25 protein-coding genes are annotated in these 21848 nt (G+C 67.0%); 7 read left to right on the top strand and 18 right to left on the bottom strand.

Features of this window, described 5'->3' with window-relative positions; all coding sequences use genetic code 11:
• Positions 1–43 precede the first annotated feature (43 nt).
• Together tsf and rpsB are read right to left on the bottom strand one after the other, a co-directional pair.
• Positions 44–871 carry a translation elongation factor Ts gene (gene tsf, locus MST3598_RS09335; protein WP_029259163.1) on the bottom strand — a complete coding sequence of 276 codons (828 nt, stop codon included), beginning with the start codon at positions 869–871 and terminating at the stop codon, positions 44–46.
• A 41-nt stretch (positions 872–912) separates the two neighbouring features.
• Positions 913–1863: a 30S ribosomal protein S2 gene (rpsB, locus tag MST3598_RS09340; RefSeq protein WP_029259162.1), complete on the bottom strand. Its 951-nt coding sequence runs from the start codon at positions 1861–1863 to the stop codon at positions 913–915.
• Between the two features lie 304 nt (positions 1864–2167).
• Here rpsB and MST3598_RS09345 point away from each other — a divergent pair, with 304 nt between their 5' ends.
• Positions 2168–2692 carry a murein hydrolase activator EnvC family protein gene (locus MST3598_RS09345; RefSeq protein WP_021200479.1) on the top strand — a complete coding sequence of 175 codons (525 nt, stop codon included), beginning with the start codon at positions 2168–2170 and terminating at the stop codon, positions 2690–2692.
• Positions 2693–2714: 22 nt separating this feature from the next.
• On the opposite strand, the gene MST3598_RS09350 is transcribed toward MST3598_RS09345, so the two are convergent.
• The 9 genes from MST3598_RS09350 to MST3598_RS09390 form a co-directional block, all read right to left on the bottom strand.
• Complete coding sequence (locus tag MST3598_RS09350; RefSeq protein ID WP_029259161.1) at positions 2715–3617, bottom strand: tyrosine recombinase XerC; 903 nt, start codon at positions 3615–3617, stop codon at positions 2715–2717.
• 47 nt (positions 3618–3664) lie between these two features.
• Positions 3665–4876, bottom strand: coding sequence for a DNA-processing protein DprA (gene dprA / locus MST3598_RS09355; protein WP_051671020.1), 1212 nt, complete (start codon positions 4874–4876; stop codon positions 3665–3667).
• Complete coding sequence (locus tag MST3598_RS09360; RefSeq protein WP_096359542.1) at positions 4873–6402, bottom strand: YifB family Mg chelatase-like AAA ATPase; 1530 nt, start codon at positions 6400–6402, stop codon at positions 4873–4875. The genes dprA and MST3598_RS09360 overlap by 4 nt, the downstream gene beginning before the upstream one ends.
• Positions 6399–6761, bottom strand: a complete 363-nt coding sequence (locus MST3598_RS09365; RefSeq protein WP_021200475.1) for a YraN family protein — start codon at positions 6759–6761, stop codon at positions 6399–6401. Before MST3598_RS09365 ends, MST3598_RS09360 begins: the two co-directional genes overlap by 4 nt.
• Before the next feature lie 157 nt (positions 6762–6918).
• Positions 6919–7245, bottom strand: a complete 327-nt coding sequence (locus tag MST3598_RS09370) for a DUF2469 family protein (protein ID WP_017830719.1) — start codon at positions 7243–7245, stop codon at positions 6919–6921.
• A 72-nt stretch (positions 7246–7317) separates the two neighbouring features.
• Positions 7318–7977, bottom strand: a complete 660-nt coding sequence (locus tag MST3598_RS09375; RefSeq protein WP_029259114.1) for a ribonuclease HII — start codon at positions 7975–7977, stop codon at positions 7318–7320.
• Positions 7974–8699 (bottom strand): signal peptidase I, encoded by a 726-nt coding sequence (gene lepB, locus MST3598_RS09380; protein WP_021200473.1) that lies wholly within the window; start codon positions 8697–8699, stop codon positions 7974–7976. The genes MST3598_RS09375 and lepB overlap by 4 nt, the downstream gene beginning before the upstream one ends.
• 117 nt (positions 8700–8816) lie before the next feature.
• Positions 8817–9164: a 50S ribosomal protein L19 gene (gene rplS / locus MST3598_RS09385; RefSeq protein ID WP_017830722.1), complete on the bottom strand. Its 348-nt coding sequence runs from the start codon at positions 9162–9164 to the stop codon at positions 8817–8819.
• A gap of 169 nt (positions 9165–9333) precedes the next feature.
• On the bottom strand, positions 9334–9822 hold the full coding sequence (locus MST3598_RS09390) for a hypothetical protein (protein WP_029259113.1): 489 nt from the start codon (positions 9820–9822) through the stop codon (positions 9334–9336).
• 109 nt (positions 9823–9931) lie between these two features.
• Between MST3598_RS09390 and map the strand changes: the two genes are divergently transcribed.
• The gene (gene map / locus MST3598_RS09395) at positions 9932–10714 is read left to right on the top strand and encodes a type I methionyl aminopeptidase (protein ID WP_029259112.1); all 783 of its coding nucleotides are present in this window, start codon (positions 9932–9934) and stop codon (positions 10712–10714) included.
• Positions 10715–10732: 18 nt separating this feature from the next.
• Here the strand turns inward: map and MST3598_RS09400 are convergent, their stop codons facing one another.
• Complete coding sequence (locus MST3598_RS09400) at positions 10733–11470, bottom strand: class I SAM-dependent methyltransferase (RefSeq protein WP_051671002.1); 738 nt, start codon at positions 11468–11470, stop codon at positions 10733–10735.
• A gap of 71 nt (positions 11471–11541) precedes the next feature.
• On the opposite strand from MST3598_RS09400, the gene MST3598_RS09405 reads away from it, so the two are divergent.
• Positions 11542–12135, top strand: coding sequence for a histidine phosphatase family protein (locus MST3598_RS09405; protein WP_021200463.1), 594 nt, complete (start codon positions 11542–11544; stop codon positions 12133–12135).
• A gap of 47 nt (positions 12136–12182) precedes the next feature.
• Here the strand turns inward: MST3598_RS09405 and trmD are convergent, their stop codons facing one another.
• Genes trmD through rpsP form a run of 4 tightly spaced genes read right to left on the bottom strand, consistent with a single transcriptional unit; the run spans position 12183 to position 14194 of the window.
• A complete protein-coding gene (gene trmD, locus MST3598_RS09410) occupies positions 12183–12902 on the bottom strand; it encodes a tRNA (guanosine(37)-N1)-methyltransferase TrmD (protein ID WP_029259109.1) in 720 nt (239 codons plus the stop codon).
• A 19-nt stretch (positions 12903–12921) separates the two neighbouring features.
• Positions 12922–13539, bottom strand: coding sequence for a ribosome maturation factor RimM (gene rimM / locus MST3598_RS09415; protein ID WP_051671000.1), 618 nt, complete (start codon positions 13537–13539; stop codon positions 12922–12924).
• The gene (locus MST3598_RS09420; RefSeq protein ID WP_017830729.1) at positions 13523–13753 is read right to left on the bottom strand and encodes an RNA-binding protein; all 231 of its coding nucleotides are present in this window, start codon (positions 13751–13753) and stop codon (positions 13523–13525) included. The genes rimM and MST3598_RS09420 overlap by 17 nt, the downstream gene beginning before the upstream one ends.
• 6 nt (positions 13754–13759) lie before the next feature.
• Entirely contained in the window at positions 13760–14194 is a 435-nt protein-coding gene (gene rpsP, locus MST3598_RS09425) for a 30S ribosomal protein S16 (protein ID WP_029259107.1), read from the bottom strand.
• A 210-nt stretch (positions 14195–14404) separates the two neighbouring features.
• Between rpsP and MST3598_RS09430 the strand changes: the two genes are divergently transcribed.
• Positions 14405–15556 carry a glutamate--cysteine ligase gene (locus MST3598_RS09430; RefSeq protein ID WP_096359544.1) on the top strand — a complete coding sequence of 384 codons (1152 nt, stop codon included), beginning with the start codon at positions 14405–14407 and terminating at the stop codon, positions 15554–15556.
• Between the two features lie 18 nt (positions 15557–15574).
• Here the strand turns inward: MST3598_RS09430 and MST3598_RS09435 are convergent, their stop codons facing one another.
• A complete protein-coding gene (locus MST3598_RS09435; protein WP_021200458.1) occupies positions 15575–16546 on the bottom strand; it encodes a sugar-binding transcriptional regulator in 972 nt (323 codons plus the stop codon).
• A gap of 103 nt (positions 16547–16649) precedes the next feature.
• Between MST3598_RS09435 and MST3598_RS09440 the strand changes: the two genes are divergently transcribed.
• From MST3598_RS09440 to glpK, 3 genes are all read left to right on the top strand, one after another.
• The gene (locus tag MST3598_RS09440; protein WP_029259105.1) at positions 16650–18359 is read left to right on the top strand and encodes a glycerol-3-phosphate dehydrogenase/oxidase; all 1710 of its coding nucleotides are present in this window, start codon (positions 16650–16652) and stop codon (positions 18357–18359) included.
• A gap of 92 nt (positions 18360–18451) precedes the next feature.
• Positions 18452–19204: an MIP/aquaporin family protein gene (locus MST3598_RS09445; protein ID WP_021200456.1), complete on the top strand. Its 753-nt coding sequence runs from the start codon at positions 18452–18454 to the stop codon at positions 19202–19204.
• A gap of 26 nt (positions 19205–19230) precedes the next feature.
• Positions 19231–20745 (top strand): glycerol kinase GlpK, encoded by a 1515-nt coding sequence (glpK, locus tag MST3598_RS09450; RefSeq protein ID WP_021200455.1) that lies wholly within the window; start codon positions 19231–19233, stop codon positions 20743–20745.
• A gap of 80 nt (positions 20746–20825) precedes the next feature.
• Here the strand turns inward: glpK and MST3598_RS09455 are convergent, their stop codons facing one another.
• Positions 20826–21743: a hypothetical protein gene (locus MST3598_RS09455; RefSeq protein WP_136053528.1), complete on the bottom strand. Its 918-nt coding sequence runs from the start codon at positions 21741–21743 to the stop codon at positions 20826–20828.
• Positions 21744–21848: the final 105 nt, after the last annotated feature.

The following is a 21848-nucleotide window of genomic DNA, read 5'->3' on the forward strand; positions in this document are numbered from 1 at the left end:
AGAAGGGGTTCGGATCTTGGCGATCCGAACCCCTTCGACGGTGCTACGCGCCGACCTTGAAGCGCGCGAAGTCCGTCACGGTGATACCGGCGTCCTTCGCCACCTGGGCGACCGACAGCTTGTTGTCCTTGGCATAGTCCTGCTCGAGCAGGGCGACCTGCTTGATGAACGCAGAGACGCGGCCTTCGACGATCTTCGGGAGAGCCGCTTCCGGCTTGCCCTCGTTGCGGGAGATCTCAGTGACGATCTCGCGCTCCTTCTCGACCGCGTCAGCCGGCACGTCTTCACGCGACAGGTAGGACGGGTTGGCGAACGAGATGTGCTGCGCAATGCTGCGCGCGGTCTCGGCATCGTCACCCGAGTAGGCGACGACGACGCCGATCTGCGGCGGAAGGTCCTTGCTCGTGCGGTGCAGGTAGACCTCGACCTTGTCGCCGGTGATCGTGCGCACGCGGCGCAGCTCGACCTTCTCGCCGATGATCGCGGCTTCTTCGGAGATGACCTGCTCGACGCTCTTGTCGCCGGCAGAGGCGGCGAGGGCGGCGTCGACCGAGTCGGCCTTGACCGCTGCTGCGGCGTCGGCGACCTTGTCGGCCAGCGCGATGAAGCGCTCGTTCTTCGCGACGAAGTCGGTCTCGCAGGCGAGCTCGATGAGCGTCACGGCGCCGTCCTGCTCGCGAGCGACGATCAGTCCCTCGCTCGTGGAACGGTCAGCGCGCTTCGCGTTGCCCTTCGCACCCTTGAGACGCAGGATCTCGGTGGCCTTCGCGACGTCTCCGTCAGCCTCCTCGAGCGCCTTCTTGGTGTCGACCATTCCGGTGCCGAGCTGCTCACGCAGCGCCTTGAGGTCAGCGATGGTGAAGTTGGCCATGTGTGGTGGCTCCTTGCTTCGTTAGGTGTGTGTACGAGGGATTACTTGGCGTCAGCAGCCTCGGCGGCGGCGACCTCAGCGGTCTCCTCACCGGAAGCGGCGGCGATCGCCTCGTCGTGCGCCTCAGCACCGGCCTCGTCGGCAGCGGTCTCGTCGGCGGCGGGCGTCTCGACGACGGCAGCGGCGTCGTCTGCCGTGACGACCTCGGCGGCGTTAGCGGACTCCTGAACCTCCTGTGCGGGAGTCTCGAGGAGCTCCTTCTCCCAGTCGGCCAGCGGCTCGGCGTCGCCGGTCTCCGGGTTGTGCTTCTGCTGCAGGCCCTCGGCCGCGGCGTCGGCGATGATGCGCGTCAGCAGCGAGACGGAGCGGATCGCGTCGTCGTTGCCGGGGATCGGGTACTGGAAGTCATCCGGGTCGGCGTTCGTGTCGAGGATGCCGATCACGGGGATGCCGAGCTTCTTGGCCTCATCGATCGCGAGGTGCTCACGCTTGGCGTCGACGACCCAGATGGCCGAGGGCGTCTTGGTGAGGTTGCGGATACCGCCCAGCGACTTGTGCAGCTTGTCGAGCTCGCGCTTCTTGAGCAGGAGCTCCTTCTTGGTGAAGCCGCTGTTCGCGGGGACCTCGTAGTCGAGCTCCTCGAGCTCCTTCATACGAGCGAGACGCTTGGAGATCGTCTGGAAGTTGGTGAGGAGTCCACCGAGCCAGCGCTGGTTGACGAAGGGCTGACCCACACGGGTCGCCTGCTCGGCGAGGATCTCCTGCGCCTGCTTCTTGGTGCCGACGAAGAGGATCGTGCCACCGTGGGCGACGGTCTCCTTGACGAAGTCGTAGGCCTTGTCGATGTAACCCAGCGACTGCTGCAGGTCGATGATGTGGATACCGCTGCGCTCGGTGAGGATGAAGCGCTTCACCTTCGGGTTCCACCGACGGGTCTGGTGTCCGAAGTGCACGCCGCTGTCGAGCAGCTGGCGGATGGTGACCACAGCCATGGTCGTCTCCTGGTTCTGGCGCGGTTCTGCGCCGTTGAGGTTGCAAGCCGATCGGATGATCGGACTTCCTGGTGCCCGGCCCACGCCCGCCTTATCGAGGAGAAGGACCTGTGGGAGTGGATGCCGCGAAGTGAATCGCTTTGGGCACGCGTAGTCACCTCGATTTCGAGGTGCTCCCCCAGCATACAGGATCGCGCGGGCACTCACCCTGCACGTCACGCCGCACGCCGGTCTTGTTCCGGTGTCCCGCGGCGGCCGACCGTTCCGGTGCCCGCGACGGAGTGCATCCGACCAGACTCGCACCATGCGCACAGTCCCCCGAGCCCTTTCCCTTCTCGTTGTCGCTCTGCTGCTCGCTCTCACCGCGCCGGCTCCCGTGGCGGCGGCGGAAGCTCCCTCGACAACCGAATGGCCTCGCTGGAGCTGGCCGGTGGCCGGGCCTCGCGCTGTCGCGGCTCCGTTTCGCGCGCCCGCGCACGAGTACGGTGCCGGCCATCGCGGCGTCGATCTGGCCGCCGTGGTCGGCGCAGAGGTGTCCGCCCCCGCGGACGGTGTGGTCGCCTTCCGCGGCACCGTGGTGGATCGGCCGCTCCTCACCATCGAGCACACCGGCGGCCTCGTGACGACTCTCGAACCCGTTCGGTCGACGCTCGTCGCGGGTGATGTCGTCACGGCCGGGCAGGCGCTCGGAGTCTTGGATATCGGAGGGCACACCGCCGCGGGTTCCCTCCACCTCGGCGTGCGGCTGGACGGCGACTACATCAATCCCCTGCTGCTCTTCGACGACGTTCCGAGAGCCGTCCTGCTCCCCTGCTGCGAAGCACGCTGAGCGACGGGGGCTTAGCGAGAGATCATGCGCGCGGATGGGCCAGTCGATAGGTCGCCGTCAGACGCTCGGTGGAGACGTGGGTGTATATCTGCGTCGTACCGAGGCTGGCGTGTCCGAGGATCTCCTGGACCGCCCTCAGATCGGCTCCCCCGTCGAGCAGATGAGTTGCCGCGGTGTGCCGCAGAGCGTGAGGACCGATCGTCTCGGCACCCACGATCGGCGCGAGAACCCGCGCGACGAGTTCGTACACGGTCCGCGGCCCTACCCTGCCACCGCGGCTGCCCAGGATCACGGCAGGGGTGAAGGTTCGGGCGCGCGCGACGAGTACCGGCCTGCCGCGCCTCAGGTACGCCGACAATGCGTCGCGCGCCGGAGTGCCGTAGGGCACGATGCGTTCCTTCGCGCCCTTGCCGAGCACTCGCGCCGTACCGCGGTCGAGATCGAGATCGTCGATGTCCAGTCCGCAGAGCTCGGAGACACGGATACCGGAGCCGTACAGCAGCTCGAGGATGGCGTGGTCTCTCAGCGCGATCGGGTCGCCCTCTTCGGCGGCGTCGCGGTGAGAATCCAGAAGTGCCGACATCGCGTCCCGCGAGGCGACCGTCGGCAACGTCCTCCCCCTCTTCGGGGCGACCAGGCGCAGGCTCGGATCATGCGTGATGAGCGCCTGCTCCTGAGCCCAATTGAAGAATGAGCGGGCCGTGGCGGCGCGGCGCGCGAGGGTCGATCTGGCGTCGCCACGCTGAGTGGCGTGCCACAGCCAGTCCCGAAGCACCTCGAGGTCGACCGACTCGAGGGGAACACCACCCGCCGCGGCGTCGAGGTCTCGCAGGTCTGAGCGATAGGCCTTGACGGTCGCGGCGGACAGCCGGCGCACCTTCTCCAGGTGTTCGGCGAAGGCCTCCGTCGCGGCAGCGAGATCCATGAGTCCAGCTTGCCCCGCGCATGCCCTGTCCGCGGCAGCCTCGCCGTTCATCGTGCACGGGAAGTCGATGCTCTCGCGGGGCGCTGACGATGCCACCCTCCGTCGTCGTGCGCGACGTCGCCCTCGAGATGAAGGAGCCCGAGTACGGCCCGAACCCGATCAGGAGACAGGCCGGAGCGACGCGCCACCTCTTCTATGGACAGACGCGTCCGGGTACCCAACGCATCGAGCACGCGGCTGTGGCTCGAGTCCCGCTCTGACGCGTCTTCCTCGACTCTTTCGTCGATCGCGCCGTACAACTCCCTCACCTCCTGCGCGGAGGTCACACAGTGTGCGTCGTACTCGCGGAGCAGACGATGACACCCCGCCGACGACGCAGACGTCACTGCACCGGGCACGGCGCCGAGTGGGCGACCGAGCGAGGCCGCGTGGCCCGCGGTGTTCAGCGATCCACTTCTCCACCCCGCCTCGACGACGACCGTCGCATGGCCGAGCGCCGCGATCAAACGGTTTCGAGCGAGGAATCGCCACTTGGTGGGCGCCGTCCCACACGGCGGCTCACTCACGAGAGCCCCTCGTTCCGCGATCTGACGCAGGAGACTCTGATGGCCGGCAGGATATGCGCGGTCCACGCCGCCGGCGAGGATCGCGATCGTGGCGCCCTGAACGCCGAGTGCGGCACGATGCGCGGCCCCATCGATCCCGTACGCACCACCGGAGACGATCACGGCGCCGGTGGCCGCGAGGTCACCCGCCAGTTCGGTCGCCACGTGCTCGCCGTACCCGCTGCAGGCTCGAGCCCCGACGATCGAGACTCGGGGCTCGCGGCCGAGCAACTCCACGCGGCCGCGCACCCACAGCACGCTCGGGGCGTGGGGGCCGAGATCCGTGAGACCGCGGGGCCATGCGGCATCTCCCGGGATCACGAGCTGCGTTCGCACGGCGACACCTCCGCGCAGCGCGGCCATGACCGCCCGAGGATCGGCGCGTGGGCGCCAGCGGGCTCGACCGTCGACCAGTGCGCGCGTCGCCGTAGCGCTGGCACCGCCCGGAGGGAGAAGCGACGACGAATCTCCCACAGCGAGAGAAAGCGCATCCGCTGCACCGAGCGATTCGATCAACGATCCGGCCACCGCATCGCCGGGCTCGGCGATCACAGACCAGGCGACACGCGCGACGCAATCGGCCAGCTCATCACCGGGATGGAGGGTGCGGGCGAGGGCGAGGATCTCGGAATCAGCGAGGAGGACATCCATCATCGCGGGAGCCCCCTTCGGAGATGCAGCGCCCGTCCGACCTCATCGATCCCGGGACGATCGAGCTCCGCCAGATCTGCCATCGTCCAAGCCACACGCAGAACGCGATCGTACCCACGGAGCGTGAGGGCGCCGCGCTCGAGGGCTCGATCGAGTGGAGCGCGCACCGCAGGAGCCAGTCGGAGTGCCCCCTGACGCAGACTGGTCCCCGGCGCTTCTGCATTGCGTCGCCACCGCATACTCATCCACCGATGGGCAGCTCGCTCTCGGGCCGCAGCGACGCGTTCTCGAGCCTGCGCCGTCGTCATCGATGGAGAATGATCGCCCATCGCTCGCGATGCCGCGACACGACTCACCTGCAGATCGATGTCGAGACGGTCGCGAAGCGGTCCGGACAAGCGCGTGGAGTATCGCCTGATCGACATGGGTGGGCAGACGCACTCCGCGCCGCGGACACCGTGGTTCCCGCACGGACAGGGATTCATCGCGAGCAGCAGCTGGAATCTCGCGGGAAACGTGGCGGTGAATCCCGCCCGATGCACCTCGATCGCCCCGGATTCGAGCGGCTGTCGGAGCGCATCGAGTGCGACCCGGGAGAACTCGGCAGCCTCGTCCAGGAACAGCACACCGCGGTGGGCACGTGCGATCGCTCCCGGTCGCGCCGTGCGCGAGCCCCCTCCGACCAGCGATGCGACAGACGCGCTGTGATGCGGCGCCTCGATCGGCGGGAGCACATCGAGCGCTGCGACGGGCTCTCCGCTGAGTGATCGCACCGACGCGACCTCTAGTGCCTCCTGCTCCGTGAGGGACGGCATGATGCCCGGAAGCCTGCGCGCGAGCATCGTCTTACCCGCGCCTGGAGGTCCGCTCAACAGCAGATGATGACCGCCGGCAGCGGCGACGATCAACGCTTCCACGGCATCCTCCTGACCGACGACATCGGCGAGGTCGAGCGTGTCACGTGGTCCGCTCTGAGTCGATGCCAGCACGACCGCCTCCACATCGGGCACTTCGACATCGGCACCGTGCCAGACCGCGACCTCTGCGAGTGAAGCGGCTGCGCGCACATCGACACCCGGTACCAGACGTGCCTCGGCTTCGTTTCCCCGTGGCACGATCACCGATTCGAATCCGGCGCGTGCCGCTGCGAACACCGCCGGCAGAACCCCGAGCACCGGCCGGATCCTGCCGTCGAGACCCAGCTCGCCGATGTGGACCGTCGCCGAGATCGACCGCGGTGAGATGACACCGCCTGCAGCGAGGCAGGCCATGGCAATCCCCAGGTCGAACCCGGCGCCGTGCTTGGGGAGGCTCGCCGGCGACAGATTCACCGTGAGCCGTCGCCGTGGAAGATCCAGCCCGGCGTTCTTGCAGGCGTTGTGCACGCGCTGGACGGCTTCGCCGAGGGACTTGTCGGGGAGCCCGATGATCCGGAACTCCGGTGTCTGGTTCGACATGTCGGCTTCGACCTCGACGAGATGCCCATCGACGCCGGTGAGCGCGACCGCCCAGGTGCGCGAGGTCGTCACGCGATGTCCACGAGGTGCTCGAGCGAGCCGGAGGCCGGATCGGACCCGATGATGCCGATCGCTTCGAGCCGGAGGACGCGCCCTCGCGCCTCCTCCGGATTCTCCGTCGCCCATGCCTGAGCGAGCTGCCAGAGCCGACGTCGCTTGCGAGCGTCGATGGCCTCGAACGGGTGCCCGTAAACGGCGGTCCGTCTCGTCTTGACCTCAACCACCGCGAGGTGGTGGTCGCGCACGGCGACGATATCGATCTCTCCCTGCGCGCACCGCCAGTTCCTGGCGAGCACGGTGTACCCGCGACGCCTCAGATGCTGTGCGGCCCGCTCTTCCCCTGCTCTTCCGAGCTCGTCCTTCGCTGCCATACGGCCAGCTTCACGCGCATGCGGATCGCACGTGGCCGGCGCCGGCGCACAACCCCGGTGGTCGGGGAGAACTCGAACTCGCAGCGCGGGGTGCAGGAACACCGAGATCCGCAACGCGCCGAAAGAGCTCCCCGAGATGCTTCGTCGAGAGGCGCCGTCACTCGCCGTCGAGCGAGAGCTCCTGGGGGAGCTCGAACTCCCGGCGCTGCAGTTCCTCGACGTTGACGTCCTTGAACGTCAGCACGCGCACGGCCTTCACGAAGCGGTCGGCTCGGTAGATGTCCCACACCCAGACGTCGGTCATCGAGATCTCGAAATAGAAATCATGCTCGGTGTCACGACGGACGACGTTGACCTCGTTCGCCAGGTAGAACCGCCGCTCGGTCTCGACGACGTACTGGAACTGCGACACCACATCCCGGTACTCCCGGAACAGTGCCAGCTCGAGCTCGCGGTCGTAGTCGTCGAAGGCTTCCTCATCCATGATGTGTCCATCCTAGAGTCGCGGACACCGGGGCGCGTCATCCAGCGGTCGGCCGTGCGCGCCGCGGTCGGCTCAGAAAAGGGTGGGAACGTCGGCGATCGCCCACGACGCGCGGTGGTAGCGGGAGAGCCCGATGGCGCGGATCGCGTCGCGATGCTCGAGGCTGGCATAGCCCTTGTTGCGGTTCCACTGATACGCGGGATACATCTCGTGGAGCTCCGCCATGTGCTGGTCCCGCGCGACCTTCGCGATCACGGACGCCGCGGAGACGGATGCGCAGTCCCGGTCGGCTTTGATCACCGGGCGCACGTGGAGCGGCACCGGATGCGCCCTCGAAACATAGTCATGGTTGCCGTCGAGCAGGACGAGCGCGTCGTCGAGCGCGACCCCCTGATCCGCGACGGCCTGCACCGCACGCGACGCGGCGAGACCGAGCGCCCGCATGATGCCGACCTCGTCGACCTCCTCCGCACTCGCCCACCCGACGGCCGACGCCTGCACCCATGCGGCGGCGCGTGCTGCGACTTCAGGTCTGCGCTTCTCCGTCACGAGCTTGGAGTCGCGGAGGCCTTCCGGCACGCGCCGACGCGCGCCTGCGGCATTCATCGCGGCCGCGCCCACGGCGACAGGACCCGCGAGTGCCCCTCGGCCGACCTCGTCGAGCGAGATGATCACCTCGCACTCACCGAGGAGGCGCCTCTCGAGAGTGAGTTTCGGTGCGACGACGGTCATTCCGGATCCGGGACGCCGTTGAAGATCTCGTGGTGCCCGTCGATCGGTCCCAGCCTGTTCAACGGCCACGTCGTGAGGAACGCCTTTCCCACGATGTTCTCCATCGGCACGAATCCGCCACTGGGGAGATCCTGGTGCGCACGGGCGTCACGCGAGCGATCGCGGTTGTCTCCGAGCAGCCAGACGGAATCCTCCGGGACCACGACATCGAAGGGCTCGTTGGACGCGGCCGTGTCCCCGGGAGGCAGATTGAGGTAGCTGAGCTCGTCGATGGGCGCGCCGTTGATCGTGATCTGGCCGAGCGCGTTGCAGCACACCACATGATCGCCCGGCAGACCGATCACACGCTTGACGAGGTGGTCCTGCGAGTCCGTCGCGGAGATGCCCACGAAGTTCAGCACCCAGTCGACGGCCTCGACCAGCGGCGGCTGTGCGGGGGTCTGCGGCTGACCGTCGAGCCACCCGCCCGGATCCTTGAAGACGACCACGTCACCTCGCTCGTAGTCGGTCCATCGCGGCGTGAGCTCATCGACCAGGATGCGGTCGTTGATCAACAGGGTACGTTCCATCGATGCGGAGGGGATGTAGAACGAACGCACGACGAAGGTCTTCACCACGAACGAGACCAGCGCGGCGATCACGACGATCACGAGGACGTCGCGAAGGAATACGAGGAACCCGCGACGACGTCTGGACGTGGGCGCGGACGGGGATTCGGTCATCAGGTTCCTTCACGATCATGCACCGTCGTGCGGCGACGGTATCTAGGTTCGCACACCGGTGGGAGAACAAAGCACCCCGGGACATCGTGTCCCGGGGTGCTGTGGAGATGCTGCGACTCAGCGGTCGCGCTTCTCCTTGATCTTCGCCTTCTTGCCGCGCAGCTGGCGGAGGTAGTAGAGCTTCGCGCGACGCACGTCACCGCGGGTGACGACCTCGATGTGGTCGATCACCGGGGAGTGCACCGGGAAGGTACGCTCGACGCCGACCTGGAAGCTGATCTTGCGGACCGTGAAGGTCTCGCGCACGCTGTCGCCCTGGCGACCGATGACGACGCCCTGGAAGACCTGGATACGAGAGCGGCTGCCCTCGGTGATGTTGACGTGCACCTTGACGGTGTCACCGGGGAAGAAGTCCGGGATGTCCGAACGGAGGGAAGCCGCGTCGACGGCGTCGAGGATCTGCATGATCGTCTCTCTCTGCACCCGCCACAGGTCGCATGCATGTATTCAAAGGAACAAGAAAAGGAGTGAGCTGTACGGAGCAGACGCGTCCGCGGGCTCCCCTGTGGCAGAGCCGGTCACAGCACAAACATTCATTCTGCCACGGATACGGCGCCCGGCCAAAACGACGACGTCAGTCGCGGGAATCGGTCTCCCGCACCACGATGACCTCGTGCGCGCGCGTCGGCGGTGCCGGCTCATCGACCGTCGGGATCGTGGACCACGTGATGGTCTCGCGCAGTCGGGTACCGCTTCCCTTCGCCTCGTTCCACAGCTGCCACAGCTGCAACCAGATCAGGGCGATCCCCGCCACGATCGCACCGGTGAGCAACCAGGGGAACGCCCCGTCGATGAAGAATCCGACGGCGATCGTGAGCCCGTTCCACACGGTGAACCCCGCCACGTCCCACCAGGAGACGGCACGCTCGATGCGGACGGACGGCCGTGAACGCGTGAGCAGCATCAGCAGGAGCTGGCCCAGGAAGACGGACGGCATCGCAATGAGCAGCACCCAGAGGATCGACCAGCCGCCTTGGAAGACTCCCCACCCGATCAGCAGCCAGAGCGGCAGCAGGAACGCCGCCGGAAGGAGCCAGCGGAAGAAGGCCTGTCGCAACCACATGCTCAGATCGTACGTCGCTGCGTCCCCGCGTGTCCCGGTGTTCGCTGAGAGCGGTCGGGGATCCGCCGGTGCGGGATCAGGGAGAATGGAGATGACGAGAGGACACCCGATGATCGAACTGCGCACCCCCGCCGAGATCGATGAGATGCGCGCCGCAGGGCGCTTCGTGGCTGAGACCCTGGCGACGCTGCGCGACGAGACGAAGGTCGGGACCAATCTCCTCTCGATCGATCGACGCGCACACGACCTGATCCGCAAAGCCGGAGCCGAGTCCTGCTACATCGACTACCACCCCTCGTTCGGTGCGAGCCCGTTCGGCAAGGTCATCTGCACCTCGGTCAACGACGCCGTCCTGCACGGGCTCCCCCACGACTACACGTTGCGCGACGGCGACCTCGTCACCCTCGACTTCGCCGTCTCCGTCGACGGATGGGTCGCGGACTCCGCAGTCTCGTTCGTCGTCGGGACCGCGCGCGAAGAAGACCTCCGACTCATCGACACCACCGAGCGCGCCTTGGTGGCAGCGATCGACGCCGCGACGGTCGGTAACCGCATCGGCGACATCTCCTCAGCTGTCGCTGCCGTTGCCCACGGAGACGGCTACTCGATCAACACCGACTTCGGCGGACACGGCGTGGGGCGCACGATGCACGGGGATCCGCATGTCCCGAACGACGGCCGCGCCGGACGGGGCTTCCCCCTGCGTGCGGGCCTGGTACTCGCACTGGAGCCCTGGTTCCTTGCGACGACCGACGAACTGGTCACGGACCCGGATGGATGGACTCTGCGCAGCGTCGACGGCTCCCGCGGCGCACACTCGGAGCACACGATCGCCATCACCGAGGACGGACCCCTCATCCTCACGGACCGGTCGTTCCTCGGCGTCGACTGATCGAGTGCGGCCGGTCTCTCAGGCGCGGCGGTAGACGTAGACGTCCGTGACCTGCGGAAGGTCGAGCATCTCTCTTCCACGCGTGTCCGCTGAACTGTCGAGCACCGCCCCGATCTCCCCCAGCATCCGCGCACGCGTCGACTCCTCGGCGACGAGCAGGCTGCTCACCGTCGCCCATCGACGAAGATAGTGGTCGCGCGAGATGCGCTCGGCCCAATGGATCTCCTCCCGGCGGACGAGTTCGAAATGGGGAAGCTCCTCAGCCGCACCGTCGGTCGTCGCGTCGGCCTCGGACACCGCCGGATGAGCGATGCGGTGACAAGCCCGGTCCCAGGTGCACGTCGGATCGGAGCGATTCCAGAGCAGCCCGAGCGCCCCTCGGGGGACCAGCACGCGAGCGATCTCGTCGCAGGCCGCGTCACGATCGAACCAGTGGAAGGCCTGGGCAACCGTGACGACGTCCACTGACGCATCCCCGAGCGGAATCCGCTCCGCTGCTCCGATCTGAGCTTCCACGTCGGGGAGTTTGACTCGCAGCACCTGCAGCATGCGCTCCGACGGCTCCACGGCCACCGTGCGCCGCGCACGATCGACGAGCAGTTCGGTGAACTTGCCGGTCCCGGCACCCAGGTCCAGCCCGACGTCGACGGTTGTCGGAACGATCATGGCCGCCGCTGCCTCCGGGAATCCGGAGCGGTATCTGTCGTAGTCGTCACCGATGATCTCGAACGACCTTGCGAGCGCATGTTCAGGCATGACTCGACGCTACCAAGGCTCATCTCACAACCCGCGGGTCCGGGAACTGCGGCGTATGCCATTCTGAATCCATGATTCCGCAGGACCGTCATGTGCCGGAGCGTGTGCTCCTCGCTCGGCACGGGCAGACCGTGTGGAACGTCGAGCACCGACTCCAAGGCCAGCTCGACTCTCCACTGACAGAGGCCGGTGTCGCCCACGCCCACGCGATCGCGGACAGACTCGTGGGCGCTCACGTGCTCACCGTGTGCACCAGCCCTCTCGGCAGAGCGATGCGGACGGCGATCATCATCGCCGATCGGATCGGAGCGGAACTGATCGAGGTGCCGGAGCTCGCAGAGCTCGACCACGGTGAGCTCGCCGGGATGACATGGGAAGAGATCGACGAGGTCTACCCGACCGCCAGAGAGGAACGTGCCGCCAACCGCTATGGCTGGGCATTCCCGGGCGGGGAGAGCTACGCGCAGGCCAGGTCTCGGGCGCGGAAGGCGCTCAGCAACTGCGGGTGGGCGGCCGAGGGCGTCCCCCTGCTCGTGAGCCACGAGATGATCGGACGCATGCTGCGCGCGGAGTTGCGAGGACTGGACGCATCGAGTGCGCTCGGTCTGCGGCATCCGCACGGTGTGGTCTTCGATATCGAACGCCGGTCCGAGCGGATTCTCTGAGGCGGATGTTGACGCCGGGCCCGACGGGATTCAGATCTGCCCGTCGATCACGAGGACGCGGTCTCGCCCTCCGCAAGCAGGTCGGGTCGACGGGTTCGGGTCCGCACGAACTGCTGCTCGCGACGCCAGGCGGCGATCGCGGCATGATTGCCGCTGAGCAGAACGTCCGGCACGGCACGCTCACGCCATGACGCGGGCTTCGTGTAGGACGGATACTCCAGCAGTCCGTCCTCGTGCGACTCCTCGACGAGGCTCTCGGGGTTGCCGACGACACCGGGGATGAGTCGGCCGATCGCCTCGATCATCGCCATGGTCGCGACCTCGCCCCCATTGAGGACGTAGTCGCCGAGGCTGATCAACCGGACCTCGCCGAGATCGGCGGCGAACTCGAACACGCGCTCGTCGATGCCCTCGTAACGACCGCAGCCGAAGACGAGATGCTCACGGGTCGCCAACTCACGTGCGGTCTTCTGGGTGAAGACCTCCCCCGCCGGCGACGGGAAGATGATGGTCGGTCGCTGCCCGTCCTCGGTGTCGGAGGAACCGGCGATCTCGTCGAGCGCGAGCCCCCAGGGCTCCGGCTTCATGACCATGCCGGCGCCGCCGCCGTACGGCGTGTCGTCCACCGTCCGGTGACGATCCGAGGTCCAGTCGCGCAGGTCTCGCACATGCAGGTCGATGAGACCCGTGCTCTGCGCCTTGCCGAGCAGGGACAGCGTCAGGCCGTCGAAGTAGGACGGGAAGATGGAGAGGACGTCGATGCGCACGGAGGAACCGTATCAGCGGTCACTCGGACGCGTCGGCGTCCGGGGCGACCTGCGGCTCGGCGTCCGCGATCTCTGCGATCTCTTCGAAGAGTCCCGGCGGCGGCGTCACGATGACGCGGCCCTCCTGCACATCGACGGTCGGGACGATGGCGGCGACGAACGGAACCATGACCTCGTCTTCGCCGGCCTTGACGATGAGGAGATCCTGTGCCGGGAAGTGCTCAACCCGTATGACCCGCCCGATGACCGTGTCGTCTCGGACGACATCGAGTCCGACGAGCTGATGGTCGAACCATGCGTCGTCCTCGACCTCGTCGGCGTCCTGGTCGATCCACAGGATCGCCCTGACGAGGCTGTCGGCGGCGTCACGGTCGTCGACGTCTTCGAAGAAGACGACGGGATTGCCGTTCATCACGCGGTACTCGCGCACCGTGACCTGCTTGCCGTGCCACGGAGATGCCTCGGGCACCTGCAAGGTGAATCCGGCACCGGGGGTGAAACGACCCTCGGGGTTGTCCGTGTACAGCTCGAGCTTGAGCCCACCCTTGAGTCCGTGCGCCTTGACGAGGCGTCCGACACGCAGCTGGTTCTTGCCCTGATTGCGGTCCTTCGGCACCACGTCAGTCGTCCGCGACATCGACGCGGACCCGACGCCCGTCAGCGAGTGCGCTGACGAGGGTGCGAAGGGCCTTCGCAGTGCGGCCGCCGCGCCCGATCACGCGTCCACGGTCATCGGGGTGCACGCGCACCTCGAGGAGGTCGCCTCGCGGCGACGTGGATTCGTTGATGCGAACATCCTCCGGGTGATCGACGATCCCCTTGACGATGTGTTCGAGCGCGGCGGCGAGCACGACGGATTACTCTGCGTCTGCTACGGGAGCCTCAGCGGCCTCCGCGTCGGCCGCGGCGGGAGCCTCCTCAGCGGGAGCCTCGGCCTTCTTCTCGACCTTGGGCTTGACGACGGACTTCTTGGACGCGTCGATCTCGAAGGGGACCTTCGGCTCGGCGACCTTGAGCGTGGACTTCGCGTCCTTGTCGCCCTTGAACTTGCCCCAGTCGCCCGTGATCTTGAGGATGGCGGCGACCTGCTCGGTCGGCTGCGCGCCGACGGAGAGCCAGTACTGCGCCCGCTCGGAGTCGACCTCGATGAACGAGGGCTCCTCGGTGGGGTGGTACTTGCCGATCTCCTCGATCACGCGACCATCGCGCTTGGTCTTCGAGTCGGCGACGACGATGCGGTAGTACGGCGCACGGATCTTGCCCAGGCGCTTGAGACGAATCTTGACAGCCACGATTCTCCTGAATTGTGTGGAAGGAAACGAACCGGTCGCCTGGAGAGTGGGGTGCACACCCGGCGGAAGCTCAAATGAGTGTGGACACCTGCCGGATAGAGGGTCGAGCAGGTGGTCCAGCCCTCTATTCTGCCAGATGCGCGCGCCAGGCGCGAAACGTGGCGAAACCGCCGTTGCCGTGTCGCATGCCTCGCGTGCCAGACTGTGCGGGTGAAGCTCGAGTTCGCCTCATCCGCCCGGTCCACCGTCGGCCTCGAATGGGAGATCATGCTCGCGGACCCCGCGAGCGGTGACCTCGTCGGTCGCGCCCCCGAACTTCTCGCCGCGCTCGAGGCCGAGAGCGCCGATGAGCGTCATACGGTCACCGGCGAACTGCTCACCAACACGATCGAGGTCACGAGCGGTATCGGCGATTCCGTGGCTCATGCGGTCGACGACATCGCGAACGCCATCAGCGCGGTGCGGGCCGCGACCGATCCGGCGGGTGTCGAGCTGCTCTCGGCCGGAAGCCACCCCTTCGCGCAGTGGTACGACCAACAGGTGACGGACAAGTCGCGCTACCACACCCTGATCGAGCGCACCCAGTGGTGGGGACGCAACATGATGATCTGGGGAATCCACGTGCACATCGGCGTCGAGGACCAGCGCAAGGTCTTCCCCATCATCAACGCTCTCGCCGGGTTCCTCCCGCACCTGCAGTCGCTGGCGGCGTCGAGCCCGTTCTGGGCGGGAGAACGCACCGGATATGCCTCCAACCGCGCACTCGTGTTCCAGCAGCTTCCCACCGCCGGCCTGCCGTGGCCGCTGCACGACTGGTCGCAGTACGAGTCCTACCTCGATGACATGGTGCGCACGGGTGTCATGGCCGACGCGACCGAGGTGCGCTGGGATATCCGTCCCGCTCCGCGCTGGGGCACCATCGAGGTCCGCGCGTGCGACGGGCTCTCCACCCTGCCGGAACTTGCATCGGTCGCGGCGCTCGTCCAGGTGCTCGTCGAGGACTTCTCACGACAGCTCGACGAGGGGAAAGCACTTCCGGAGCTTCCCGCCTGGTTCCACCGCGAGAACAAGTGGCGCGCCGCGCGCTACGGGCTGGAGGCCCGCGTGATCGTCGACGCCGACGGCACGCAGCGCCCGGTGCGCGAGCATCTGACGGAGACGCTCGAAGCCCTCACCCCGACAGCCGTCGAGCTCGGCTGCGGTCGCGAGTTCGGCGGCATCGCCACGATCCTGGAGGGAGGCGCAAGCTACGCGCGACAACTCGCGGTGGCGGATGCCGCGGGGGGCGACCTCTCAGCGGTGGTGCACCACCTGATCCGCGAGTTCCGCTCCGGGCCGGAGTCCTCCACCGACGAGCCCTAGCGGTCGAGGGCAGCGAGCTCAGTCCTCGACGAGGCGCCTCGCGAGCCCTTCGTCCAGGACGACATCCGTGATCAGGCCAGCGGCCAGGGCCGCGCGGAGACTCACCAGCTTCGGGATTCCCGAGACGACACACACGCGACGCGGGACGCGACGCAGACGGTCGAGGCCGGGACCTGTGGCTCTGGCATTCACACGGATGTCGCGCCAGGACCCGTCGGACCGGAAGAAAACCGTCGCGACGTCGCCGATGGCATGGTCCTCCCGAAGGCTGCGATAGTCATCGCGTCCGAGATAGCCCCCGACGTAGACCCGACTCGGAACCTCGGCGGCCGGCGAGCCGAGGCTGAACACGGCGACGTCCATCTTCGCCTGCAGATCGAGCACACGACGAGTGCTGCGCTCACGCCACATGGCCTCGCGGGTGGCAGGGTCATCGAAGAACGCGGGAACGGGGAACTGCTGGACCTGTGCACCGAAGGCGCTGCCGAACCGTTGCAGGATGTCACTGGAGTACTCCACGCCGGTCGTCTGCGTGTTCCCGGCCCCGTTGAGCTGCACGAAGGTCGTGTTGTGCGTCTCCTTCTGCGTGAGCCCGCGACTCACCGCACTGATGGTCGAGCCCCATGCGACGCCGATCACCATGTTCGAGTCGACGAACTGCGACAGCAGCCGTCCGGCGGTGAGCGCAACGCGCTCGAGACGTTCGACCTCGCTGAGGATCTCCGGCATCGGCACGACGTGCGCCGCCACCCGATGCCTGTCGCGAATCCGATGCTCGAGCATGCCGAGGCGTTCGAGCGGGGAGTTGATCCGGATGTCGACCAGGCCGCTCTCCCGCGCGAAGCTCAGCAGCCGCGAGACGGAGGACCGGGAGGTGCCGAGCTCTTTCGCGATGACTTCCATCGTCTTGTCCTGCATGTAGTAGAGCTGCGCGGCGGTGAGCGCCGCGATCAGCTTGCTGTCGCGGGATTCCGCGCTTGCACCGGCCATGATGACCTCCTCGCCCTCGATCCTTGCACATATGTGCAGTGGGCTTGCGCGGGATGTCACACAGGTCGATGCTGGTTGGCAAGTAAGGAAGAGAGGGTCGACGATGATCGATTCGACACACTCGTCAGCGGAGCGCGCGGAGATTCGCGCCGTCCGTGAATCCGGACGCACCAGCGTCCTCGTCATCGGCGGGGGGATCAACGGCATCTCCACGTTCCGCGACCTGGCTCTGCAGGGCGTCGATGTCGTGCTCGTCGAGCGAGGGGACTTCGCCTCCGGCGCATCCTCCGCATCGAGCCACATGATCCACGGCGGGATCCGCTACCTCGAGAACGGTGAGTTCCGGCTCGTGCGCGAGTCCGTCGAGGAGCGCAACGGCCTGCTCAAGATCGCCCCGCACTACGTCAAGCCGCTGCAGACGACCATCCCGATCTACTCGACATTCTCGGGCATCCTCTCCGCTCCCCTGCGCTTCCTCACGCACAAGAGCGGAAAGCCCCAGGAACGGGGCGCGTTCCTGATCAAGGTCGGCCTCACGATCTACGACACCTTCTCCCGTGACGGAGGGATGGTGCCTCGCCATCGGTTCCTCGGCCGCAACAAGTCTCTCGCCGAGCTTCCCTCGCTCGACCCGAAGATCAAGTACACCGCCACGTACTACGACGCCTCGATGCACGACCCGGAGCGCCTCGCGCTCGACGTGCTGCAGGACGGACGCACGGCGCACCCGGGAGCGCACGCTCTCAACTACGTCGAGGCCATCGCCCGCGACGGCGACAAGGTCGTCCTCCGCGACCGCGAGAGCGGCACGGAGTTCACTGTGCAGGCTGACGTGGTCGTCAATGCCTCCGGCCCCTGGACCGACCTCACCAATGACGCGCTGGGCACGGACACCCGCTTCATGGGCGGCACCAAGGGCTCGCACATCGTGCTGGATCACCCAGAGCTGCTCGAGGCGACGCGGGGGCGGGAGATCTTCTTCGAGCACTCCGACGGCCGCATCGTGCTCATCTACCCGCTCAAGGGACGCGTCCTGGTCGGCACCACCGACATCGACGCCGACCCGCGCGAGGTGCCGGTGTGCACCGAGGAGGAGGTCGACTACTTCTTCGACCTGATCCACCACGTCTTCCCGACGATCCCCGTGGCACGCGACCAGATCGTGTACAAGTTCTCTGGTATCCGTCCGCTGCCGCGCCATGAGGATACCGCTCCCGGATTCGTCTCCCGCGACTATCGCATCGAAGTCGACGATAAGGGCGCAGTCCCCCTCGTGAGCCTCGTCGGCGGAAAGTGGACGACGTTCCGCGCGCTCGGCGAATCGCTCTCCGACGTCGTGCTCGGCCTCATCGACCGCACCAGGACCGTCTCCACCGCGGGACGCGCGATCGGCGGCGGCCGGGAGTTCCCGCGCACCGAGAAGGCCAAGCGCATCTGGATCCAGGAGAACCTTCCCGGCGCCGGTGCCCGCGCCGATCAGCTGCTCGCCCGCTACGGCACCCGGGCCGCCCAGGTCTGGGAGTACGTCGAGCAGGGAACGGACGCTCCGCTTGCCGGCGGCGCCCTCTCCACGCGCGAACTCGAGTGGATGGTGCAGAACGAGATGGTGGCGCGCCTCGAGGATGTCGTCCTGCGTCGCACCAGCATCGCGTTCACCGGTGGCGCCGATGCCGAGGTCCTCGACGAGATCGCCGACGCGCTCGCGCCGATGCTCGGCTGGGATCGCTCGCGTCACGACGCCGAGCTCGAGCAGACGCGCCAGCTGCTGAACGAACGACACGGACTCGATATCCCGTCCCGCACCCGCGGCTGACGGGGTCTCGGACTGCCGCCCTCCTCGCGGCGCAACTCCCATAACGTGTCGGGGCAGAGGGGCCCCGACACACAAGAAAGGTCAAAGAAGACATGGCTGATGTGAATCTCGGTCTCTACTTCCTCTCCGAGCTGGTCGGCACAGCGATGCTCGTGCTGCTCGGATGTGGTGTCGTCGCCAACGTGGCCCTCGCGAAGAACAAGGGCTTCGGCGGCGGCTTCCTGATGGTCAACTGGGGATGGGGCCTCGCGGTCTTCGCCGGTGTGCTCGTCTCCGCCTACTCCGGTGCGATCCTCAACCCGGCCGTCGGCATCGGCCTGCTGCTCGCGGGCAAGATCAGCTTCGTGATGTTCCTGACGGCCACGGCCGCTGAACTCGTCGGAGCGATCCTCGGTGCCATCGTCACGTGGCTCGCATACAAGCAGCACTTCGATGAGGAGCCCGACCCGGCCAACAAGCTCGGCGTGTTCTCGACCGGGCCCGCGATCCGCTCGTACGGCTGGAACCTCGTCACCGAGATCATCGGTACCTTTGTGCTCGTGTTCGTGATCTTCGCGTTCGCCGACTACGGCGACATCGAGGTCGGCACCCCCGGCGGCCTCGGACCGCTCACCGCGCTCCCCGTGGCACTCCTCGTGGTCGCGATCGGCGCCTCCCTCGGTGGCCCGACCGGCTACGCGATCAACCCGGCGCGTGACCTCGGCCCGCGTATCGCTCACGCGATCCTCCCGATCAAGGGCAAGGGCTCCAGCGACTGGTCCTACTCGTGGGTCCCGGTGGTCGGTCCGCTCATCGGTGGTGCGATCGCCGCCGCTGCAGCGCCCGTCCTGCTGCACCTCGCCTGAACGACCTGAATTCAAAGGAGAACACAATGGCTGACTACATCCTCGCCATCGACCAGGGAACCACTTCGAGCCGCGCGATCATCTTCGACAAGAAGGGCAGCATCATCGCGACGGGCCAGAAAGAGCACGAGCAGATCCTGCCGAAGGCCGGCTGGGTCGAGCACGACGCCTCCGAGATCTGGCGCAACGTCCAGGAGGTCATCGGCCTGGCTCTGAGCCGCGCCGACCTCACCCGCCACGACATCGCCGCAGTGGGCATCACCAACCAGCGCGAAACCGCGGTGGTCTGGGACAAGACCACGGGAAAGCCCGCCTACAACGCGATCGTGTGGCAGGACACGCGTACCCAGGCGATCGTGGACCGACTGGCTGCTGACGGCGGCGTCGAGCGGTTCAAGCCGATCGTCGGTCTGCCCCTGGCCACGTACTTCTCGGGTACCAAGATCGCCTGGATCCTGGAGAACGTCGATGGTGCCCGTGAGAAGGCGGAAGCCGGCGACCTGATCTTCGGCACGACCGACAGCTGGGTTCTCTGGAACCTCACCGGTGGCGTCGACGGTGGAGTGCACGTCACCGACGTGACCAACGCCTCGCGCACGATGTTCATGGACCTCGAGACGCTCGAATGGCGCGACGACATCCTCGAGGCCTTCGGTGTGCCGCGGTCGATGATGCCGGAGATCCGCTCGTCCTCGGAGGTCTACGGCGCGGCGGAGGACTCCTCGCTGCTTCGCGAGACCCCGATCGCCGGCATCCTGGGCGACCAGCAGGCGGCGACGTTCGGTCAGGCGGCGTTCCAGAAGGGCGAGAGCAAGAACACATACGGAACGGGCTGCTTCCTGATCTTCAACACGGGCGAGGAGATCGTCCACTCGAAGAACGGGCTGCTCACCACCGTCGGCTACAAGCTGGGCGACCAGCCCACGCATTACGCCCTCGAAGGCTCGATCGCCGTCACCGGATCGCTGATCCAGTGGCTGCGCGACCAGCTCGGCATCATCTCCTCGGCACCCGAGGTCGAGGAGTTGGCCGACAAGGTCGAGGACAACGGCGGGGTCTACATCGTGCCGGCGTTCTCCGGTCTGTTCGCTCCGTACTGGCGTCCCGACGCCCGAGGCGCGATCGTCGGACTCACCCGGTACGCGAACAAGAACCACATCGCTCGCGCAGCTCTAGAAGCGGTCGCCTTCCAGACGCGTGACGTGCTGGATGCCGTGAACGCGGACGCCGGCGTGGATCTCACCGAGCTCAAGGTCGACGGCGGCATGGTGGCGAATGATGCGCTCATGCAGTTCCAGGCAGACGTCCTCGGCGTGCCGGTCGTTCGCCCGGTGGTCGCGGAGACCACGGCGCTCGGTGCGGCCTACGCGGCCGGACTCGCGGTCGGATTCTGGAACGGTCTCGACGACCTCTCTGCCAACTGGCAGGAGGACAAGCGCTGGGAGCCGTCCATGGAGGAGGCCGAGCGCGACCGCCAGCTCCGCCTGTGGCGCAAGGCGATCACCAAGTCGATGGACTGGGTCGACGACGACGTGAAGTGATCTGACGTGACAGCGAAGCGGGTCCGGAGTCCAACTCCGGACCCGCTTCGTCGTCTCCGCGGCAGCGGCCCGCTGAACCGTCAGAACCCGTTGATCGACGCGAAGAAGGCGCCGGTACCGTCGACCGAGACGCGTCCGCTCTCGTCGCTCGACGTCACCTGCTCGTAGCCGGAGTCGCTCCAGTAGAAGACATCCGTCGCGATCTCGCCGGCGCCCTGTCCGAACATCTGCTGAGCGAATCCGTGCATGTCCTGCACGACATAGATCGCCTCCGGTCCGGTGATCACATGGAACGCGACATGATGACGTGAGGGCACGGCGAACAGGACGCCGTGCGGAGCCGATGAGATACCGGCTGCGGCCAGGAGGGCCGGGAAGTCGAGCACCCGGCTCGCGGTGAACATGGAGTCCGACACGATCGCCCGGAACGCGCCGTTGCCGACGTCGACGGTGTGCACCTCTTCGATCGGCTCCGCCGAAACTGCCGCGAGGGCCGTGGCCCACAGCTGTCCGGCATCGAACCGGCCGACGATCGCGTCAGGGACGGCGGTCGTGGTCTCGGGGTGATCGAGCATGAGGATCGCTTCGAGGCCGCTCACGATCGTGCGCCGGTACGTGTACGCCGCACGGTGGCTCTCCGGGAGATACGACGACGGGATGAGACGTGCTTTCACGAGGGACAGGACCTGATCATCGGAGAGATCTTCGTCGCGAGGGGCGGCCTGACGGCTCAGCAGACCGGAGATGTGACGCTCGACAGCCTCCGGCCAGTTCGACTCCGGTTCGAGCTTCACGGCGCGCGCGAGGTTGTACAGCCCGTACTGCGCGCCGGAGTCCCCCTCGGCGTAGTCGCCGTGCACGGTGATCGCCCCTGCTGTCGTAGGCCACTTCTCCGCGAACAGAGTGCGCAGCAGGGTGGCCTGCGGGACCGTGAGGTCTTCGAGATCCGCATCAGGCTGTGCTGCGTTCGACTTCTTACCGAAATTCAGGAACCCCATGCGGTACTCTCCCCCGGCGATCACCGGCCGAAGGACTTCTTCGGCGCGGACTCAAACGGACTCAGACTAACGCAGGCTGGCCGACGGTCGATTCCGCCGGGAGGT

Origin of the sequence: Microbacterium sp. TPU 3598 (assembly GCF_002356155.1) — a bacterium.
Lineage (GTDB): Bacteria > Actinomycetota > Actinomycetes > Actinomycetales > Microbacteriaceae > Microbacterium > Microbacterium maritypicum_A.

Coding starts and splice junctions, on each gene's coding strand:
- MST3598_RS09440 (WP_029259105.1), top strand. CDS start 16,650: ATGATCGATTCGACACACTCGTCAGCGGAGCGCGCGGAGATTCGCGCC.
- rpsB (WP_029259162.1), bottom strand. CDS start 1,863: ATGGCTGTGGTCACCATCCGCCAGCTGCTCGACAGCGGCGTGCACTTC.
- dprA (WP_051671020.1), bottom strand. CDS start 4,876: ATGATGGATGTCCTCCTCGCTGATTCCGAGATCCTCGCCCTCGCCCGC.
- tsf (WP_029259163.1), bottom strand. CDS start 871: ATGGCCAACTTCACCATCGCTGACCTCAAGGCGCTGCGTGAGCAGCTC.
- MST3598_RS09405 (WP_021200463.1), top strand. CDS start 11,542: ATGATTCCGCAGGACCGTCATGTGCCGGAGCGTGTGCTCCTCGCTCGG.
- MST3598_RS09365 (WP_021200475.1), bottom strand. CDS start 6,761: ATGGCAGCGAAGGACGAGCTCGGAAGAGCAGGGGAAGAGCGGGCCGCA.
- MST3598_RS09345 (WP_021200479.1), top strand. CDS start 2,168: ATGCGCACAGTCCCCCGAGCCCTTTCCCTTCTCGTTGTCGCTCTGCTG.
- MST3598_RS09350 (WP_029259161.1), bottom strand. CDS start 3,617: ATGGATCTCGCTGCCGCGACGGAGGCCTTCGCCGAACACCTGGAGAAG.
- MST3598_RS09390 (WP_029259113.1), bottom strand. CDS start 9,822: ATGTGGTTGCGACAGGCCTTCTTCCGCTGGCTCCTTCCGGCGGCGTTC.
- lepB (WP_021200473.1), bottom strand. CDS start 8,699: ATGACCGAATCCCCGTCCGCGCCCACGTCCAGACGTCGTCGCGGGTTC.
- MST3598_RS09455 (WP_136053528.1), bottom strand. CDS start 21,743: ATGGGGTTCCTGAATTTCGGTAAGAAGTCGAACGCAGCACAGCCTGAT.
- rimM (WP_051671000.1), bottom strand. CDS start 13,539: ATGTCGCGGACGACTGACGTGGTGCCGAAGGACCGCAATCAGGGCAAG.
- MST3598_RS09435 (WP_021200458.1), bottom strand. CDS start 16,546: ATGGCCGGTGCAAGCGCGGAATCCCGCGACAGCAAGCTGATCGCGGCG.
- MST3598_RS09400 (WP_051671002.1), bottom strand. CDS start 11,470: ATGCCTGAACATGCGCTCGCAAGGTCGTTCGAGATCATCGGTGACGAC.
- MST3598_RS09370 (WP_017830719.1), bottom strand. CDS start 7,245: ATGGATGAGGAAGCCTTCGACGACTACGACCGCGAGCTCGAGCTGGCA.
- MST3598_RS09375 (WP_029259114.1), bottom strand. CDS start 7,977: ATGACCGTCGTCGCACCGAAACTCACTCTCGAGAGGCGCCTCCTCGGT.
- MST3598_RS09445 (WP_021200456.1), top strand. CDS start 18,452: ATGGCTGATGTGAATCTCGGTCTCTACTTCCTCTCCGAGCTGGTCGGC.
- map (WP_029259112.1), top strand. CDS start 9,932: ATGATCGAACTGCGCACCCCCGCCGAGATCGATGAGATGCGCGCCGCA.
- rplS (WP_017830722.1), bottom strand. CDS start 9,164: ATGCAGATCCTCGACGCCGTCGACGCGGCTTCCCTCCGTTCGGACATC.
- glpK (WP_021200455.1), top strand. CDS start 19,231: ATGGCTGACTACATCCTCGCCATCGACCAGGGAACCACTTCGAGCCGC.